Origin of the sequence: Burkholderia sp. LMU1-1-1.1, from assembly GCF_040675865.1 — a bacterium.
GTDB lineage: Bacteria > Pseudomonadota > Gammaproteobacteria > Burkholderiales > Burkholderiaceae_D > Rugamonas.
Genome location: NZ_JBEGHG010000012.1, coordinates 334,533 through 352,119 on the forward strand (window position 1 = coordinate 334,533; position 17,587 = coordinate 352,119).

The following is a 17,587-nucleotide window of genomic DNA, read 5'->3' on the forward strand; positions in this document are numbered from 1 at the left end:
TGGATAAACAGTATATGCGCCGAGCCGCAATTTGCACAAGGAGGATTTGTTTGTTCTTTGGCAACCTCAGGTGGGGCCACTAAAAGGCCGCTGCTCTTCCACAGTGGCGCCGTGGCGTCATGTGCGGCGGCTTTGTGGCATTCACGAGTCTACGCCGAAAAATTCGCCTAGAGTCGCGCGCCAGCAGGCCGCATATCGCTCCATCGATTTTTCGGTGAACGCGATATTGCCGCCTGAGAAGTGGGCAGAACTGAAAAGAAAGTAGCGAACGATTTGATTGTTAGAGGTGTCCAGCTGCGCAGCTAATACGAAATCGACTCCATCTGCCATGTGCCCTGGTATGCGCCATCTATAGTAATTATGCTTTGATTCGTGACAGCATCTGATAACACGCACAGACAGTCTAACGGTTCCATTTATTTTTAGGGTATAGGGCGATTCGCACTTATCAGCTCTTCCCCCGATGCGCTCAATGAGGTGTTCGATTTGGCTTATCAGGCTGGCCCGTAGGCGATAATTGAGGACTCTCGATTCAAGAAAATCATTGTTGCGTAGGTTGGGAATGCCAGCCATGCTACATGCATTCGATAGTGAGCCGAACCGTCTCGCTATGAGTCGCGCTGTGGGCGCGTGAGGCTCTGCGTCTATTAAGGCACTTGTCACCTTCCCATGGCGGTTCTGGATGCGTTGAAGCAGTTCTAATAGCTCGGTGTGTTTGTACCGGCGGTGCCTCCGTGCGCGCTCTTCCTGCGCAGCTTGAAACAAGGGAAGGGGAACTATGGCGTCGAACGCGCCTTCGTACCGCACCCACTGGTCGGGAGGATTGTTGACGGCGTGTTTTCTCAGCTTGAACGAGCGGCGGTTAAACACGAGGTTGCCTAAATACCGCTCACTGCGAAGCATGCCTCTGATGATGTCGGGCGTCCAGACCGCGCCAGTCTCCGTAGGAACTTTTTGGGAATTAAGCACAGCTGCTATTTTTCGGTCTCCTATGCCACTTACGTACCATAGAAATATCTGATTGACGACCGCGACCTCGTAGGCCGGACCCGGCGCAAGAACGACGCGTTGGGTTTGCAGAAATTTCCACTCACCGACCTGCAACGTTCGAATGATAGTTCCGTCTGCTTCGAGCAGCACTCGCCTCAGGCCGTAGCCAGCGGGCCCACCGGTCTTAAAGCCCATCCGAATCATTCGACATTGAGCCGTAAATACTTTCGCCGAAAGCTCTCTACTGTAGTCGGCTGCCGCTACTCGCTTGAGGGATTTGATGATGGAAGCATATGGGCTACCGTCGTTGAGAAACTCCTCCGCGCAATAAGCAACGTCTACTCCGTGTGCGCGGCAGACATACTCATAATGCGCGCTCTCGTCAACGTCTTGAAACCGTCCCCAACGGCTCACGTCAAACACAAGGATTAGTTCGAATTCGTGTTGTCGTTGAACGTCCTCGATAAGCAGAGAGAGGCCAGGCCGTCCGTGTTTGGTTAATCCGCTTTTCCCTGCGTCCTCATAAATCTTGACCAATGAGATTTGGCGTTCTGCCGCATAGCGCCGGATGGCGTCAAGCTGGTTCTGTGTTGAGTAAATTTGGCGCTCGGTCGACATCCGAACATATGCGGCTGCGCGCTGAGTTGCACCCTCGGCTTGTGTTTTGAGTTCCATCGCTCTGCCCCCTGAATGTTGGAAGGTAGATTAAGGATAGCTCCTGCTGTGGCAAGGTCAAAAAATCTAGCGCGACGTTCAACGGGACGCACTGCTCATACAAAAAAGCAGCGGCATAGAAGACGCCGTGCGTCGCTACGAGCTCCCGTGCAAGCCAACATTGTCTAAGCCAGAAATTACCCATACGTCGATGTTCCCATCATTCCGACCTCATGTATTGAGGTGCGTCAAGCTCTGCGGAAATCACCGTCTTCTGAACACCGTTCTCGTGCCAAAGCTGGGTTAAACGACGAATGGCTTCACGCCATGTATAGAGTTCGTTAAATTTCTACGAGGAGAAAGCATATTAGTGCGTGAGATAACTGAGCGGAACGGTGTCGCGATGTTAATGTAGGGTTTTAATAAAGGAGTACATTATGTCCGATGACCTCAAAAATCGTGGTGTACAGGACCGCTCACGTATAAATGTTCATGAAGACCATGAAGTCCGTTATTGGACCCAAGAGCTCGGAGTCAGCAAGGAAGAGCTCGTGCGGGCTGTTAAGACAGCAGGCGTCATGGCAGCAGACGTCAGGAAACACCTGGGTAAGTGATGCAGCGATGGCCAGCTTATCCCGGCGCGTCTAGATAGGCGTCGCCCTCGGCGCGTGTTCTTACAAGTTGAAGACCACAATCCGATGTGTAACTGGGTGGTTACCATATCTGAGGTGTGCAGCATTCCGCTGCCACCGGCTCCGCGTGCAGAGCCAGCTGGGGGCTCTATCAAACGTTCTGCAATCCAAACGGAGTGTGAGCCGAGCGCGCTTGCCAAGCGGCTCTTACTGGACGGTGCATCGCTACTGCCTCGAAATCTCAAGCTTGGCTTTTCCGAATCACGTCCAAGACTAATTCTAAATCCGGCTCGATAAACTCACGGGTTAGTGGGCTGAAAAATCTGCATCCGTGAAAACGTGTGAGGTCCGCTACCAGCACAAGAAACTGAGGAGCTTCTTCTCTTACATCGCAACGAATAGAAACGGCTGCGCCGACATCATCTTCAAATAGGAGGATTCGATTGCCGTTCTCGGGACCAAAGACGAACCAATCTTCTAACATCAACCAAGGCGGGCCCATATAGTGCGCGAGCTCCTGTTGTATGTCATAAACCAAAGGGAGGGGCAAGAGTGGAGGTTCCCAGCCTGCCTCCGAAACGTTTGGCGGAGGAGCCTCGGGGCCCTCAATGTATAAGTCGAACTGCCAAGCCGCCATGTAATTGCCCTTTTGATGATGCCTGCCATTTCTAGAGTTTAACATCCCTCTTCTGCGCGTCCGCCTTTGGTTCCGAATGGCCGACCAGTAGGCAAACATCGCGATATCCATATCAGAAAACTTCATCGCTCCGTGAAATAACGCACCGTGCTTACTCGTTCTCCGTCGGAAACTTAGATTTTGCGGGGAGACTTTATGAAACCAACTGGCTTGGAGAGCCGTGAGGATAGGGAAATTGAGCGGAGAAGAGATGGGCCTGTGGAGGTCATCGACGAAGCGGTGGTGTTAGCATCTGTCGACGGAGTTGGACCGGCGCTGGAGTATATGGCCGACAGTGGAGTACCCCATGAGACTGCCCTTAGGGTGTTAGCTGGACCAACCTTTCACCGGACGCCTGGTAGCCGTACACTCGAAAAGGTGATGAACTTCATATCTTCACGCTTGAGCCGCAGAAAAGAATAGCGATTCCGGCGAAATGCGGAATATCGGTGTCAGCGCGGACCATTCGGAGAATTGCATGCCACGAAAAGTGCAGCAAAAACAGGCAAATGTTGAGATACCGGAATCGGTGTCACCTGAGCTAGCTACGCTCGTCGCCTCTCCACCTCCGAATCCCAATGAATGGTTTTACGAAATCAAATTTGACGGCTACAGAATGCTGGCGCGCGTTGACGCCACCTCAGTTCGACTAATTTCACGCAACGACAACGACTGGACCGAGAAGCTGGAACCTTTGCGCGCTGAGTTAGCCAGAATGGAGTTACCGGTAGGCTGGTATGACGGGGAGATTGTAGTCAACAACACCGATGGTCATCCAGACTTTGGCCTTCTTCAAAACGCGTTCGACCGAAAGCGAGGAGACAGCATCGTCTTCTACCTCTTCGACGCGCCGTTTCTTGACGGGCACGATATACGGGAGGTGCCAGCTATCCAGCGAAGAGAACTCCTAAGGTCTGTACTTGATTCCCGCCCGTCCGAGAAAGTGATGTTCAGCCAGACTTTGGCAGCGCCGCCTGCGGAAATGGTTGCTGCTGCGTGCCAGATGGGCCTTGAAGGACTGATTGGCAAACGCAAGGACTCGCGTTACGTCGGCCGTCGCTCTCCTGATTGGATAAAGCTGAAATGTGGACTGCGGCAGGAATTTGTGGTGGGAGGCTATAACGACGCAAGCGGCGCGCGAAATGGAGTAGGGTCGCTGCTACTCGGCACATACGACGCTAAGCGGCGTTTGACGTACGCAGGCAGTGTGGGCACAGGGTTCGACGATAAGACGCGTGTCGCCCTTTTTAAGAAGCTCCAGGGCATGCGCTCTGATACGCGGCCGTTCTTGCCGCATCGTGAGCTCACCAAGAATGCTAACTGGGTCGAGCCTCAACTCGTAGTCGAAGTTAGCTTCGCGGAGTGGACGCACACGGGCTCGGTACGCCACGCAAGCTACCGAGGGATTCGCACTGACAAGTCGCCCACGTCTATCGTCCGAGAGCAGGCTGCGGAGCCCATTGCGGAGGAATTGATACCAAAGAAGCGTCATTGGGGAAAGCGCGAAACCAAGCCCACCGCCCCACGCTCCGTGCCGCGCGAGCTGAACGTGAAGGTGACGAACCCCGAGCGCATTATCGACCAGGCCAGCGGCACCACCAAATTGGACCTGGTGAACTACTACAACCACGTGGGTGGACTGATGTTGCCGCACTTGGCCGGGCGTCCATCGTCACTGGTGCGCGCGCCTACCGGAATTGGCGGAGAGCTCTTCTTTCAAAAACATGCGGAGACCGCGAAGTTAAAGGGCATCGCGCGGTTCCCTGTTGAGATAAACCCGGGCCACCCGCCGATGCTCAATGTCGCGACCGCCGAGGGCCTGCTATCGACTGCGCAGTGGAACGTCATCGAATATCACACGCAGAATGCGTACGGCAATAATTATGCTCGTCCCGACCGGATGATATTTGACCTCGACCCTGGCGATGGCGTCACTTGGGTGCAAATTCAAGAAGCAGCACACCTCGTTCAAGCAGTGCTGCTGCACCTTGGCCTTACGCCATTTCTCAAAACTTCAGGCGGGAAGGGACTGCACCTTGATGTGCCAATTGAGCCGCGACACGGGTGGGACACGGTGAAGAACCTTTCGAAGGCAGTGGTAGTGCATATGGCGAAGATGGTACCTGACAGATTCTCGGCAAAGAGCGGGCCTTCGAACCTCAATGGCAAGATATTTATCGACTATCTCCGAAACGGAAGAGGTGCTACGACAGCGTGTGCGTGGTCAGCACGAGCCCGGCCAGGTTTGGGTATTTCTGTCCCAGTGTCGTGGGATGAACTGGACTCGCTGACTGGCGGCGACCAGTGGACAGTATCGAACGCTCACGGACGTCTGAAGATTGGCAACCGGCCGTGGGACGACTACGCTACAGCAGCTGCTGAGGTTAATGAAGCGATGGAAATGCTCGGTATCCGCCACCTCGCACGGCTGCGAGATGCTTAGGAAACTAGGGGAAATTGGCAAACCGAAAAAAGCAAATGAGCGCGGCCGAAGTTTCAGTTCCAACGGTGAAATCTGCCCGACAGGGAAGTCAGAGCAGACGCGCAAATTTCGGTGCTACTCAGAAAATTCAATCGGATTCTAGTGTGCGCAAAAAGCGACACTTCGCTTTACCACTCGTTCTGGGAGCCGCCGTATGAGTTGTTGTGGATGTCAACACCGCCCACGCTCCCTGCCTCTGGATTTACGAGCGGAAGCCCCGTGGCCGGGTTGAAAAGTTCGACTCTATCTTTGCCCAAGCCCGAATTACTGAAGTCGGGTTCAATGTCCTCATGCGTTGGGAGAGTTCCTCCTACTCTCACCGCATTGATTAGCCCGAAAACTAAGCCCAGCATTACACCGCCCGCGAGGTTATCGACAATCAATAGCTGACGTAGCGCCCCCGTAACTGAGCCCGCACCAAGCATGTCAACCGCCTTCAGAAGGAATATACAGAGCGCTATTCCCTGCATGATTGGAACGATTAAAGCGCCGTATACAATACGCATGAAGTTCACGAAACGCATTACAGACCCCTACATTCGCTTGAAAGAAGCGACGTCGATACGAGCGCCGTCAGGTTTTATTTTTGTGCTTCGGTCGAGCTCAAGACCGGAGAGTGCGTCGAACTGACCCTTTACGTACTGGTCGGAGCATTTTTTGAAATCCTCGAGTGAGGATGAGCAGAGCACAGACTCAATCACCGAGATGCCATCTTCATTGCTGCGTGCGATGACTAAGTCCTTAGTCGAATTAATCAACCATGCGCCCGCAGCTGAAGCGAAGTTGATGGAAGACGTCTGCTCTTTCGTAACAGCGGACGAAAGCTTTAGCGCGATGACGCCAGGGATGGAATAGATTTCGAGCGTAGTCCATCCGCCGATTCGACGGTGGTATTCGTTCTCGTCCCAATACGCTGTCTGGCCCGGGTGCCACTTCTCAGCGATATCAGTGAACTCTTTATAGTTTTTTTTTCTTCTAGACGGGTCTAGTTCATGCAGAACACCGGTCTCACCGATTACCAAAATGCCCGGTTTCGAATCTGGCATGATGGCGGCCGTGACCGCTCGTTTCGCCGCCGATTTCTGCGCGTTTTCAGCAATCTGATTTTTGATGCGGGCTATGTCCGAATCTGAGGGGCCTGTGCCGAGACGTACGCCGTCACGGCTTGCCGCGCAACCAGCGAGAGAGGTGGCAAGGGCGATTGAGTAAAGGAGTTTTTTCATGCTAAATATTGAGGAGCTACGAAATTAGGGACAGCGTCAACTGGCTGGTTGAGCTCGCCTGTTTTAGCATCGACGTGCTCGACTGCATCAGCATCTGCGCTGTACTTGATGCTGCGAATTCCATGGCGTAATCGGTGTCCATGATGCGACCAGTCGCGGCCTGCGTATTGGTGAGCATATTTGCGGCGTTGTTTGAAGCATGCTCGAGCGTATTTGCTACCGCCCCGGCCGCGCTGCGGAAGCTCGCCCAGGCATCAATAGCGGAAGACATGTCCTCGATAGCCTCGCTCGCATGCGCGGTGAGGATGTCGAGCAAATCATCGTCTCCATATTTAAACGAAGGTAGCGTCTGAATAAGGGATTCTCTGAAGTTGGCAGTCATTACGTCGGAGCTACTGTCGCCTATTTGAAAGTTAAGTGGCCGCATGAACTTGTCGGAGCTAGCTGCACCCGTGTCTACAAAAAGGTACTCGCCGTTAAAGGTCGTGGAAACAACCTCCCAAGCCTGGTCAAACATCGCAGCAAACTCGCTTTGAAGGGCGTCTTTGTCGGCCTTAGTCGAAGAGCCATCCGCCGCTTGTATGGCAAGGTCGTGCATGCGGCTGAAGATGTCAACAAGGCTCCCTGCCACTGAGTCTGCCACTTGCATGAGCGATATGCCATTTTGAATGTTCCGCATAGCCACAGTCATGCCGGAAGTTTGAGCGGCCAATCGAGTCGCAATTTGGAGACCCGCCGCATCGTCCATTGCGGAGTTAACGCGGTAGCCAGTGGATAGTCGGGTGGCGGCGATAGATTGAGAAACGCCCGCCCGCGTGAGCGCATTCTGAGCACTAAGCGACGCCACATTCGTTCGCATACTAAGCACGCGGGTTCCCTCCACTGGTCGGCGACAGTACTGAACCTTCAGCGGAGGCGAGGTCACTTAATTTGCGCAGGTCAGAGTCGATGAGGATGGTGTGGTTTTCATGGCGTGTCCCTTTTATCTCAGCGCCAAACTTCTCCACGTCGATAATGGCGTAAGTGTCATCGGCACTGGCATGGTTCGCCAGCCAGGCCGAAATCTCATCAATTCGACTGGATGACCGCCTCACATCAGTGCTCCACGGCTCGGCCAAGTTTTCGCCTACCGTAGCCAAGCCCATCAGTTTCATATGGTCTTGCATCTCTAGTCTGTCGACGCCCGGGAGGTACAGGCTGGTTACCACGAAGCAGGGACTGTATTCGGATACGATTAAAGACAATTGTTGAGCTACGCTCGCTCCAACCAGCGCTTCGCTCCGAGATTGCGCTTCCCTCGTACTGCCGAATCTGCGCAACGCGAAAAACGACCTGAAGGCGTTTTCGTGGCGCTCTGTGAGAATCGCGTCTAGTGATAGGAAAACTATAAGGCGCATAGAAGGGAAACGATGTAAATCGTTTACAAAATTGGTTTGGGCGGGAGTGCCACTACTTCAGAAGTTTTCCATCTAGGTCGAATTTCTTAGAAAACGTAAGGCCTTCCAGCGGGGGCTTGCCTCGACTGACGACCCCGGTCCTTTCCCCAAGCTGTCTCTCTTCCCGCTTTTTGCATGCATCATCTCTGTCCTCACACACCCGGCGGAGCACAACAGGTGCCCGTAGCTCGCCATAGTTCGTCTCGTCAAAGGTTCCAAGGTAAACATCGATGACGTCACCGCTCCTCAGTTTCGGAACCTGGTCAGGTACTAAAACTCGGCGGTAGATTTTTCCCCGCGCATCTCGACGGATTTCTGCGTCCGCCAATACCCAGCGATACTGGTTCGCCTGGGGCGTCCAATGAAAATACTTCGCCTCGACGTTGTATGCTGCCGGAAGTAGCGCGTGGCCCTCAGGCTCCTTCCATCCCACCGTCATACGCACGACGTTCCCGTCGACCGCCGTTAATAGTGCGGAGTCGTGTATGGGCCTCATTGCGCACCCCTGGTTGAGCACGGCAGCAGTCAGCATCGCAACGATGCTGACGCTATGAGATAGGAATTTCATGACGACAGGCCTTGGGGTGAATTCGACATCAGAGATTTCTTACTTCTTGCTTCCAGCGGTTTTTTTAGGCGCCACGTTCAGGTCTTCGCCGTACGCGGTGAGATTGTTTTTGCAAAATTTCTGCATTTTGAAACATTGTTCTACCGCTACCTCTTGAGCCTCACGCAATGAAGCCTGACCGTACGAGACACCACAACCTAGTTGGCCACATGAGGCTGCGTACCACCCAGGGCCGCTACCTCGGGCGAAGATTCGGCAGGCGGGCACGAACCCTCCTGCCCGCATTTCCGAATCGCACAATGCCATTGCGGACGTTTCCGCTTCCTGGCTGGTCCGCGCTTTTCCTACAAAAGCAAAACTCGGCAGGGTGTCTGATGTCGCGAAGGCCGTGTGCGCCCAAGTTGTTGTAGGCACCGCTGCTCCGGCGCAAAGTGCAAACACGGCAAACAACTTGAAAAGAGGGCGAATCGATGGGCGCACGGGATGTCCTTGATGGTTGGTTCTTGGCTGTGAGGGGATGAAAACAAAAAATCTAAATTTCGGCAAGGCAACTAATTGTAAAGAAAATTAAAGGTGATGTAAACCGGGGTGATGGAAAAGGGAGTGATACAACAGAGGTGGCGGCGGAGTTACTCTTGAGCCATCCTCCGCAGATGAATTTTCTCGAAGGCCCATCGCGATTTCGCATTTATCATGCGTCCCGACTGCACGACTTGCGCGTTGCTGCGGGGCTATCTCAGCCAGCACTCGCGGCTCAGGTGGGACGGCATCGGACTTGGGTTTCAAAAGCAGAAAGTGGCCTTAGTAATTTGTCGTTAGATACGGTGGCTCTCCTTCGACTCGCACTTATTGAGGGAGAGACTGAGAAGCCCTCCCTGCGTTCCCGCGTTGGCGGGCGGATAGCGGCTGTTCGGCAGCAACAGGTTCCGAGGATGTCTCAAGAGACGTTGTCGATGATGGCGGGCTGCAACCTGAAATACGTCGCGCAGCTGGAGCAGGGCAAGGTCAGCACCAGTCTGGACCAACTGGGGAAGGTGGTTGACTACCTGCGCCTCGATTACGAAGAAATTTTTGAGTGAAAAGTGCGCTGCTGAAATTGCTGGAAGGGTTGAGCTGCAATCATCTCCGTAGTGGTCTCACTACAGTTCGCGGTGGAAAATACCAGAGTGAACTCAAATCCCATCATCCCTGCCCAAGCTCGCGCCAAGAATTTTCCGCGCTGCCTCTAGCTGCGGATACAGAAATCCCCCCGATGCATCGCAAAACACGGCGTGCTCTTCGAGATGAGAACCTACAAGCGACTGCCCGCTTAGCACGTCGTCAATAATGACGTACGGAGCCGCTGCCAACAACCGCGTACCGCGCCAGGCATGGAGGTCTAACCAAGCGTCGATTTCGACAAGGCGGTACGAATCATCGTCGCGCGGTGTGCACCAATGTTCTTGGAGGTTGTCGGCCACAAACCCTAGCCCGGTCGCTTCAAATGCTGCGCACAGCTGCTCTCGTGTCAGGTGCAGCGTCCAAGACGAACTCACCACGTACCAAGGCCGGAATTCATCATCTAATTGGCGCAGATTTTCTACAGCGTGCCGATGAAAAATCTGCTGCCAAACTGTAGAGGCATCGACCGTTCCATCATTATCCAGTACTGCCAATACATCCTTTGTGTTCAGTGTGCGATGCACGCAAAGCACATCATCAATGTCGAGAAAAACTAAGGCGCGCAGGTCAGCATTCGGCGCATCTCCCGGACCCTTATTCTTCATGTTGGCAGTATCGAGTATGGTCATTTTATTTCGCCTTACGGTTGATTTTCCTTAGCACTCGAGATGTCGGTTCTGGTAGCGCGAAGTGCTCTCTAGCGAAGCCTTTTAGCTCGCTGAAGCGCGACGGGCGTGCGACTAGCATGCGGGGGTCTTCCGGCAGGTATTCCAGGCCGATGGACTCTAGATACAATTCGAATGATTCGTCGCCGAGCCACACCATATCCAAAATTTCCGACAGCTTTATCGGGCTGATGAGCAGGGGACGACCGTACATTCGGCAAATGAGGAGATACCCCTTGACCTGGTCGACGAGGGGAGTCACAGCTATTCAGCTCGCTCGGCCCAAGACCAACCAAGTTTTTCCGCAGTCCGCCGAATCGTCCATTCCATTTCTGCCGTAGTACCCCAGCCACTCTTTAGCAGGCGGTTGCGCAGCTGCTCAAGAATCTCGCGCTCTGAAAGGTGTGCGTATTTGCTGGCGCGGTTTCGTCGGCACTTGTCTGAAAGCTGTTCCGCGAGGTCCTCACAGATGACATACTGTGCGGCTGATTCCATGCTGTCTCGCATTTCGACGTAGAGACCAGACTGCGAATCTCGAATGACTGCGAGCTTAGGCTGGACCCCGGGCAGGGATGCGACTGGAGCACCACGCGGAAAGTCGTCAGGTATGGTCATCGGCTTTGCGTCGTCGCTCATCGCACGCGTCCTGCGCAGAATTCTTCGAATGCGCGCGCGCTTGCTGTTTGGCCCTGTCGTGTTAGCGCACCAGGATTAGTTAATTTGGTCATCGCGACGAACCAGGCCTGTACGGCTTCAGGTAGTTCGTCGACGAAAATGAAAGCCTCTGCCGTGCCACCGTGATACACGGTCGTCGTTAAAGCAGCTGCTGGCGTCCTGCCAATTGTCGGGTCACACTGCTCAAGAACGAATTGAATGACACCATGCAAGTCCTCAGGCAATGAAATCGCACTTACTGGGCGGGCCGTGCGTAGTACTGGACCGGTAACGATGAGCCTGGGCGTATCGTTGTCCAACGAGAGGGTTGCAACACAAAGCGGGCTGGTGTCGGCCCGAGCGCCAGATGTCGCTGTAATCCTGATTTCCAACTTTTCGAACGGACCGACCTTCTCTTCGAGTTCGGGCCTGAACTCAGCGAACGCGGCCGCCAGCATCGCAAATCCAGATTCCGACCATGGCAAATAGTCGGACAAGAACCGGTAGTTCGACGCGGTCGCCAAGTGCAGCATCGCAGCTAGACCGCCGGGCCCGGTATCCAATACGATGCTGAAATTCTTCTGCTCCACAACTCCATAGACGACTTCTGCGCGCAGCATACGATTCTCCATCCTACGTGGACCCAACTGATGGGGAGCAAAGCTCCGCCCGTCTCTCCGGAAGAGAACTTTTTTCGATTGGATAAGTGACCGAGATTGTAAATCGAATCATTTGAGTTGTAAACGTATTGGTTTCAAAAGTAGCGGTTTTAAAAGTATCTGGTGGATGTAGCGTGAATGTTGCACTCTCACGCGCATGACAGAAAAGCGGAAAAATTTATTGCGGGAGGCGTGTGCAGCACATCTGAGAATGTCCCGGATAGCTATGGGTTTTAGCCAGATGGAAGTGGCGAAACTCGCAGGTGTAGAACGGTCTTGGTATGCAAAAGTCGAGGCAGGATTGGCCAACATTTCGCTGGATACGCTTGATAGGATTCGTCGAGTGCTTGTCGTCACCGTTCCTCAGCCCCCACCCCTCATTGTGGAAGTAGGTCGTCGAATCGCCACCGCTCGCCAAGGGCGCTATTCGCAGGAGACCCTGTCCGAGGCAGCCGGACTAAATGTCTTCTACGTGGGCAGAGTTGAGCGTGGGGTCACAAATCCAGGCGTTGACCAGATTGGGGCCATCGCAGAGGCCTTGGGCATCTCCCCCTTAGAGTTTTTGGCCGTTTGACGCCGTGATATGGCGCGCTCCGTTCTTCGATGCCTCATTGACGGGGGTGGGTATTGTTCCAAGCTAGATAGACATCATCGGTCTCATAAAATGCCATTTAACATGAGAGGGGTAGGTCGTTTCCTTGTGGTAAAATTTATGCTGAGCAATATTGTTTCCATAAATTACCGAGGTCATCTTGAGCAACAAACTCGTCGTTTCCGCAGTACGCATAATACACAGCCTGAACAAAGACATCGCAGGCAACCTGCTTTCTGGTCAGGATGTTCGTGTAGCCCAATATGTAAAAATCCAAGCAGCGGTCAGCGAAGCCTTAGTACAGAAACTCAATTCTGGAGGCGATTTCAAGGCCGAGCAGAACCTGGAAAACGTACTGAAGGCAGTCGATGTCCAACTCGATGCCATGACACCGATTAATCCAGAGCTCGTTGCTGAGGCGACGGCGAAGTGGAAGGAGCGAGGTGTAGATTTTTCGTCCGTTTTGGTCACTATTCCTGAATAAAAATTCGCATTGCCCGCCTGCGAAGGCGGTTTTTGCCGGTGACTCGCTGATGGCATCTAGAAGGCGAGCTTGTGTGAACCGAAGAGTCCATCACGCGGGGGACCTGGCAAAAAGCACACTTGGGTGATTATCGACAAGCCTTTTATCATTTTCTTGGGTATCTTTTATTTCATGGTAAGCGTCGTCACTTTGACTTGCTTCAAACTCTCTACTGAAAAAACGGAGTTCGAAGACAAGTTCGGAAGCAACCCGCCTTGCCATGGAATGTTGAGGGGACGAAGTGGGCTGCGTTAGCGAGGAAGTTGAGCCACACCCCAAAGTATGAGTCCGTTTGTGCTGAAAATGAGCAGTACTACACACTTTCTAGAGACCCAATGGAAGAAATCTTCAAAAGCTTACGAGTTACCCTCGACCAAACGTTCACAACGAATTTTCGGCAATACATCGGGCGCCATCTTGGTACACATGAGTTTGTGCTGATAAGCGACTATTGCATCGACGATGTGGGCAAACCGAACGATGTGATTGCTTTCACCATTGCACCCTGGCACGCTGTTTCCTCGGAATCAATGGCTGCGCTTGACCGATTAATTCCAACAGATATAAAAAAAACATCAAGCTTATCTACGCCGAGCCGCAACGCTCTCAACGACCCACGATTCTTCCACATTGCTTTTACTCTGGACGACATTTCGGGCTTTTTGTATTCCCCGACTTTCGACAAGCGGAGCGTGAGTTTGCAAAACATCGACCTCATTATTGAGATGATAAAAAGTTGGCATGCGAACCAACCAGAGGGTCGAGAAAAATTCGCAGAACAGATTAAACGTTTTCAAGGACTTGCAAGAGAACTGGGAAAGCGCTCTGCAAGTTTCAAGCTGTTCTATCGTATGTTGTTGACATCCATGCTGGCTTCGATAGTGGCTTACTACGTCACAAGAGAAGCTCTCTGTCGCGCAATTGTTTGGTTGCCTGACCGCGATAAGATTCATGATGCATTTGGGGGTATCTATGTTGACATATTTGAACTGAACCATTGGGGCCTATGTCTCGCCGAGCTACCAGAATGGCGAATCCCCAAGATTGGTTACACTGATACCAAGACGATAGGCAAGAACCTGTGGTATGACCCGTTAGTTAGGTTGCCTGATTATATTGCTGGGACAATTGCGTCATGGGACACGACAATCAATCGTACCAGCAAGGAAAAGCACGCCAAGGTGCTCGACCACGTCATCGCGGATAACCCCAACTGTATTCTAGTTAAGTTCGAGATGAGTAAGGAAAGTTGGTCTTTCGGCATCAGACCAGTAGTACGGCTTCCATTTATCGGCGAACCTTAACGCCGCTTGGTGTGCCGGAACTTTTGGTGGGCCATCGGCGTTCTTCTGCCCCCACCGAAAAGCCATCCTCAGTGAGGATGGCCAAATAATTAATTCTTTGCTATCGCTTTCTCAGCTTCCGGCTCGGCCCCCTGTTTTGCAATCTTCGCCGCTTCGAATGCGATGATGAGTAGAGTGCCGGTGGGTTTTCCTTCCCTAGAGGTGTAAAAGTCAGCCTTCAGTTTTCCTGTCACTTTAACGAAATCGCCCTTCGAGAGTACAGGGTCTTCGTCCTTCATAATTCGGACGGTGTACCATGTTGGCGCATCATCTTTGCCACGCTGGCTTTCACACATTCTGAATTCGAAATATCCTTTTCCGCTGACTTTGCCGACCTTACGTTCAGGCGCGGTGGCCACATTTCCAAATGCTTGCATTGTTATGTCCTTTTTCTAGAAAGAGGAGCCTGCAAAATTGCGCTCCTAAAACGTATAGCAACATTTTGAGTGGACTCATGTTCCCTCAGAGGGCCGTGCGCGGATGTGGCCAAGGCCCTAAGTCGGATGGGCGTCGATATGGAAGATGGTTACCTTCGAACCACTGGCGATGATGCGACCTATCGGGCATGTTCGATTTGAACGCTGGGAGGCCGATAGGGAGCATTTGAAGTACGACGTGGCCCATACAGAAATCGGCTTGTCCGGTGGGCGTATCGCCAGCCCGATATACCTCGAAAATGTCGTCTTCGACCCGCACCAGTCTAATGTTGTTCGCGCTTTCCGTTAGAACGTTGTCCTTCGTGACATCTACTAAATCCATCAATTTGGCATGCATCCGCTTTAGGTAACCCGAGTCGGAAAAATGAATCGAGATGCGCTTCAAACCTGCTTGTTCCAGTGGGATGCAATGCGCACTCGCGATTGTGCTGAGCACCTTTCCCATCTTGTGCAGGAGCCCCACTAGCCTTGCCATTCTCGATGAGCCGCGCTCACTTGTGTCGACCTCAATCCAAGTAAGTCCATCATCTTCTGTCGCTATCGCATCGGGCAGCAGGGTAACCTTTTTGCTCCTCAGCTTTAGGTCTGCGTCACTTCCTCGCTTCGGCGATGGGGTGACCTCAAGCACACCTCGACTCTGGTATTTAGTCACGCTTCCTTTTCCGGCACTGAGCATTCGCATAATCTCGCTTTCGGTAAATGCTTGGATTCCTCTAGCTTCGAAGCTTAGCGTCACAAAATTAATCCACAGAGTATGGGTCGGATTTGTGAGTGCCGAGGCCCTTCCGATGGACGACGTTGCTTGAAGTCCCGTTGACCTGAGACATGCAGCGCCAATACTTGTCATCGCATAGAACGTCTGATGATGTTCACTCAAGAATTTTTTAATCGCACCACGTCTCAAAAGCAATGTGAGGGACCGCCTTGCGGCCTTCTGCGCCGCTGTATATGGGCGCTCGGCGAAACAGTTTGTCGCGACATCCAATGTTCTAATAATGCGAAAGCGCTCGAAGCACCTTAGGGTCTCGATGGCTGTTCGCTCGACTACGTCCAAGGGTTTGGAAGGCTTCTTGTTGGTAGGCGAGGCTGCATCGACCCTTGTCTTGCTGCGGCATGTGCGCGACGTACCATCCATTTTCAGTTTGGAGTGGCTTGCTGGCGCAGAACTGTCTACAACCGCATTGACCGATGTGCCGCTGTAAGCGCCCACCTGAGTGTCCGCGTGCGCAATATTCTGCTTTGCAGGATTGCGCTTTGCAGTGAGCATCAATTGCGCGCGTGTGGGGAAGTGGTCTTTCGTAGTGGTGCTCGTGTTCAAGGTTGGGTGTTTCATCAAGCCTTTCGTCGCAAAATGTATTCGAGAGAGGGCGACCCGCCGGTTCCTCCCGCGCGATTCGTCCGTTTCGTCGTATAGCAACTGTGCCTCCAATGGAAAGTGACCCTAGGGGGACAGGCGCGGCATGTAGTTTGTGCGTCCAATGCATAGATGTACGGCGTGATGCGGGCCGGGGGCAACTGTACTTTCCCCTTATCCCACCTAGCTCGCTTGGGCGAGCTCCATCTCTGTATTCGTCGCTACGTTCACCGAAGCGAATGTGCTCTCCGTCCGGCTTCGCCGGGGCGCAACCCCGCCAACGACCCCTAATGTTCTGGCTATGCCACTGTTCTTTCATGGGTTCGTCGGCACGCAGCCGTTCCCCCACATGCCTCTCTTCTTGGCTACCCCAAATCGCGATAGCAAATGTGCTCTCGTCGCAATTCGTGGCCCCGCGCCAATTGCCTCGCACGCGTGCTCGAGTGAAATCAATGCGGCATGGCATCCGCGTCGGCGGGGTTGCGCCCCGCCTCAGCCGTCCCCAACCGCGAGCAACTCATCCCTCTTGAACCTGACTCGGTAGGCAGCAGCGACCCATACACGCGGCAAACCTGCGCACTATGCACACTCCTGAACGTCGTGCAGCGCCTCCTGCTGCACCCTTCGTGAGCGAACGTCTGGCGCCATCAGGCAGGACCTATGTGTGCTTCGCATGCGTGCTATGCGATGGTGAGGGTGCCCTCTATGGTCACGCCAACACTTATGTCGACTGTCTAATCGACGCATGGCGCAAGACTGGCTTTCGGCAGTTGCTATACGTGTCTTTAAACATCGAAGGGGGAAAAATGCAGGTACGAAAACGTGGCAACTGGATTCATCTATTGAAATCGAGCTACCACCGGTACGATGAGATAAGTAAAGTTGGGGGGCGGACGACGCTGAGCCTGGCCCACAAATTTCCAGCTAGTGCGACTGAGGTGCCGGAAGAGGTCAAAGGAAGTCTCACGGAAGAGGAGCTTGAGCGAGTCATGAACGTCGCGATAATTCCCGCCCGCGAAGAGCAAGCGAGACGAACCGCTTTGGAAGTTCAGGCACGTGAAGCTGTCACGCGTCACGCCATCGACCCCAACTGGCGACTCGAGCGCGCAATTGAAGTCATGCTTGAGGCGGCGGATTCGCTTCAGACAATGAGCCCCGAACTTGATTTCGACCGCGTTGCAAAAATCATGCACCTTTGCGTCGACATGGCGATTCGAGCAGGGGCATTTCACGGGGACTCCGTTAGGCCAGTCAGCCAATTGCTTGGGGCGATGGCAACTGCAACATCAAAGATTGCGCAACACGTTTCCGACACCAAGTTTCCCAGCGTAGCGAAAGGAAATGCTAAGGAGAATTTGATGTACAAGGGGTGGCAGGTTACAGGTAAAGCGCGCGACGAATTGCAAGTGGCAATGCAAAAGAAGCGTTATGTGCAAAAGCGCAGCGGGTGACCGGTTTCGAATTCTAACCTACACTAAGATGTGCTAGCTGAAACCTCCCCGACACAAAGCGTCTGCTTAGCGACCGGCAGCATCCGC

At 53.2% G+C, this 17,587-nt stretch carries 19 protein-coding genes and 1 pseudogene; 8 read left to right on the forward strand and 12 right to left on the reverse strand.

What is annotated here, in order from left to right; all coding sequences use genetic code 11:
* Window positions 1–141: 141 nt before the first annotated feature.
* Complete coding sequence (locus tag MRBLMU1_RS13350) at window positions 142–1,665, reverse strand: recombinase family protein (RefSeq protein WP_363502060.1); 1,524 nt, start codon at window positions 1,663–1,665, stop codon at window positions 142–144.
* Window positions 1,666–2,081: 416 nt separating this feature from the next.
* Here MRBLMU1_RS13350 and MRBLMU1_RS13355 point away from each other — a divergent pair, with 416 nt between their 5' ends.
* Window positions 2,082–2,258: a DUF3606 domain-containing protein gene (locus MRBLMU1_RS13355; RefSeq protein ID WP_363502062.1), complete on the forward strand. Its 177-nt coding sequence runs from the start codon at window positions 2,082–2,084 to the stop codon at window positions 2,256–2,258.
* A gap of 259 nt (window positions 2,259–2,517) precedes the next feature.
* On the opposite strand, the gene MRBLMU1_RS13360 is transcribed toward MRBLMU1_RS13355, so the two are convergent.
* Window positions 2,518–3,039 carry a hypothetical protein gene (locus MRBLMU1_RS13360; protein WP_363502064.1) on the reverse strand — a complete coding sequence of 174 codons (522 nt, stop codon included), beginning with the start codon at window positions 3,037–3,039 and terminating at the stop codon, window positions 2,518–2,520.
* A gap of 391 nt (window positions 3,040–3,430) precedes the next feature.
* Between MRBLMU1_RS13360 and ligD the strand changes: the two genes are divergently transcribed.
* Window positions 3,431–5,395, forward strand: a complete 1,965-nt coding sequence (gene ligD / locus MRBLMU1_RS13365) for a DNA ligase D (RefSeq protein WP_363502066.1) — start codon at window positions 3,431–3,433, stop codon at window positions 5,393–5,395.
* A gap of 167 nt (window positions 5,396–5,562) precedes the next feature.
* Here ligD and MRBLMU1_RS13370 read toward each other — a convergent pair whose 3' ends face one another.
* From MRBLMU1_RS13370 to MRBLMU1_RS13390, 5 genes are all read right to left on the reverse strand, one after another.
* On the reverse strand, window positions 5,563–5,958 hold the full coding sequence (locus MRBLMU1_RS13370) for a hypothetical protein (RefSeq protein WP_363502068.1): 396 nt from the start codon (window positions 5,956–5,958) through the stop codon (window positions 5,563–5,565).
* 9 nt (window positions 5,959–5,967) lie between these two features.
* Entirely contained in the window at window positions 5,968–6,657 is a 690-nt protein-coding gene (locus MRBLMU1_RS13375) for a hypothetical protein (protein WP_363502070.1), read from the reverse strand.
* A 16-nt stretch (window positions 6,658–6,673) separates the two neighbouring features.
* Window positions 6,674–7,516: a flagellin gene (locus tag MRBLMU1_RS13380; protein ID WP_363502072.1), complete on the reverse strand. Its 843-nt coding sequence runs from the start codon at window positions 7,514–7,516 to the stop codon at window positions 6,674–6,676.
* Between the two features lies 1 nt (window position 7,517).
* Window positions 7,518–7,811 (reverse strand): hypothetical protein, encoded by a 294-nt coding sequence (locus MRBLMU1_RS13385; RefSeq protein ID WP_363502074.1) that lies wholly within the window; start codon window positions 7,809–7,811, stop codon window positions 7,518–7,520.
* 295 nt (window positions 7,812–8,106) lie between these two features.
* The gene (locus tag MRBLMU1_RS13390) at window positions 8,107–8,661 is read right to left on the reverse strand and encodes a hypothetical protein (protein ID WP_363502076.1); all 555 of its coding nucleotides are present in this window, start codon (window positions 8,659–8,661) and stop codon (window positions 8,107–8,109) included.
* Window positions 8,662–9,314: 653 nt separating this feature from the next.
* Here MRBLMU1_RS13390 and MRBLMU1_RS13395 point away from each other — a divergent pair.
* Window positions 9,315–9,479: pseudogene (locus MRBLMU1_RS13395) on the forward strand (helix-turn-helix domain-containing protein); the annotation flags it as partial.
* A gap of 114 nt (window positions 9,480–9,593) precedes the next feature.
* On the forward strand, window positions 9,594–9,740 hold the full coding sequence (locus MRBLMU1_RS13400; RefSeq protein WP_363502406.1) for a helix-turn-helix domain-containing protein: 147 nt from the start codon (window positions 9,594–9,596) through the stop codon (window positions 9,738–9,740).
* A gap of 93 nt (window positions 9,741–9,833) precedes the next feature.
* On the opposite strand, the gene MRBLMU1_RS13405 is transcribed toward MRBLMU1_RS13400, so the two are convergent.
* The 3 genes from MRBLMU1_RS13405 to MRBLMU1_RS13415 all read right to left on the reverse strand — a co-directional run bounded on the left by MRBLMU1_RS13405 (window position 9,834) and on the right by MRBLMU1_RS13415 (window position 11,761).
* A complete protein-coding gene (locus MRBLMU1_RS13405) occupies window positions 9,834–10,451 on the reverse strand; it encodes an HAD domain-containing protein (protein ID WP_363502078.1) in 618 nt (205 codons plus the stop codon).
* Window positions 10,452–10,751: 300 nt separating this feature from the next.
* Entirely contained in the window at window positions 10,752–11,123 is a 372-nt protein-coding gene (locus tag MRBLMU1_RS13410) for a hypothetical protein (RefSeq protein WP_363502080.1), read from the reverse strand.
* Entirely contained in the window at window positions 11,120–11,761 is a 642-nt protein-coding gene (locus tag MRBLMU1_RS13415; protein ID WP_363502082.1) for a hypothetical protein, read from the reverse strand. The genes MRBLMU1_RS13410 and MRBLMU1_RS13415 overlap by 4 nt, the downstream gene beginning before the upstream one ends.
* Before the next feature lie 196 nt (window positions 11,762–11,957).
* Between MRBLMU1_RS13415 and MRBLMU1_RS13420 the strand changes: the two genes are divergently transcribed.
* The 3 genes from MRBLMU1_RS13420 to MRBLMU1_RS13430 all read left to right on the forward strand — a co-directional run bounded on the left by MRBLMU1_RS13420 (window position 11,958) and on the right by MRBLMU1_RS13430 (window position 14,219).
* Window positions 11,958–12,374: a helix-turn-helix domain-containing protein gene (locus MRBLMU1_RS13420; protein ID WP_363502084.1), complete on the forward strand. Its 417-nt coding sequence runs from the start codon at window positions 11,958–11,960 to the stop codon at window positions 12,372–12,374.
* A gap of 178 nt (window positions 12,375–12,552) precedes the next feature.
* The gene (locus tag MRBLMU1_RS13425) at window positions 12,553–12,876 is read left to right on the forward strand and encodes a hypothetical protein (protein ID WP_363502086.1); all 324 of its coding nucleotides are present in this window, start codon (window positions 12,553–12,555) and stop codon (window positions 12,874–12,876) included.
* A gap of 374 nt (window positions 12,877–13,250) precedes the next feature.
* Window positions 13,251–14,219, forward strand: a complete 969-nt coding sequence (locus tag MRBLMU1_RS13430; protein ID WP_363502088.1) for a hypothetical protein — start codon at window positions 13,251–13,253, stop codon at window positions 14,217–14,219.
* 89 nt (window positions 14,220–14,308) lie between these two features.
* On the opposite strand, the gene MRBLMU1_RS13435 is transcribed toward MRBLMU1_RS13430, so the two are convergent.
* A complete protein-coding gene (locus MRBLMU1_RS13435) occupies window positions 14,309–14,635 on the reverse strand; it encodes a single-strand-binding protein/primosomal replication protein n (protein WP_363502090.1) in 327 nt (108 codons plus the stop codon).
* 85 nt (window positions 14,636–14,720) lie between these two features.
* Window positions 14,721–16,028 carry a hypothetical protein gene (locus MRBLMU1_RS13440; protein ID WP_363502092.1) on the reverse strand — a complete coding sequence of 436 codons (1,308 nt, stop codon included), beginning with the start codon at window positions 16,026–16,028 and terminating at the stop codon, window positions 14,721–14,723.
* Between the two features lie 647 nt (window positions 16,029–16,675).
* On the opposite strand from MRBLMU1_RS13440, the gene MRBLMU1_RS13445 reads away from it, so the two are divergent.
* Window positions 16,676–17,500: a hypothetical protein gene (locus MRBLMU1_RS13445; protein WP_363502094.1), complete on the forward strand. Its 825-nt coding sequence runs from the start codon at window positions 16,676–16,678 to the stop codon at window positions 17,498–17,500.
* Window positions 17,501–17,587: the final 87 nt, after the last annotated feature.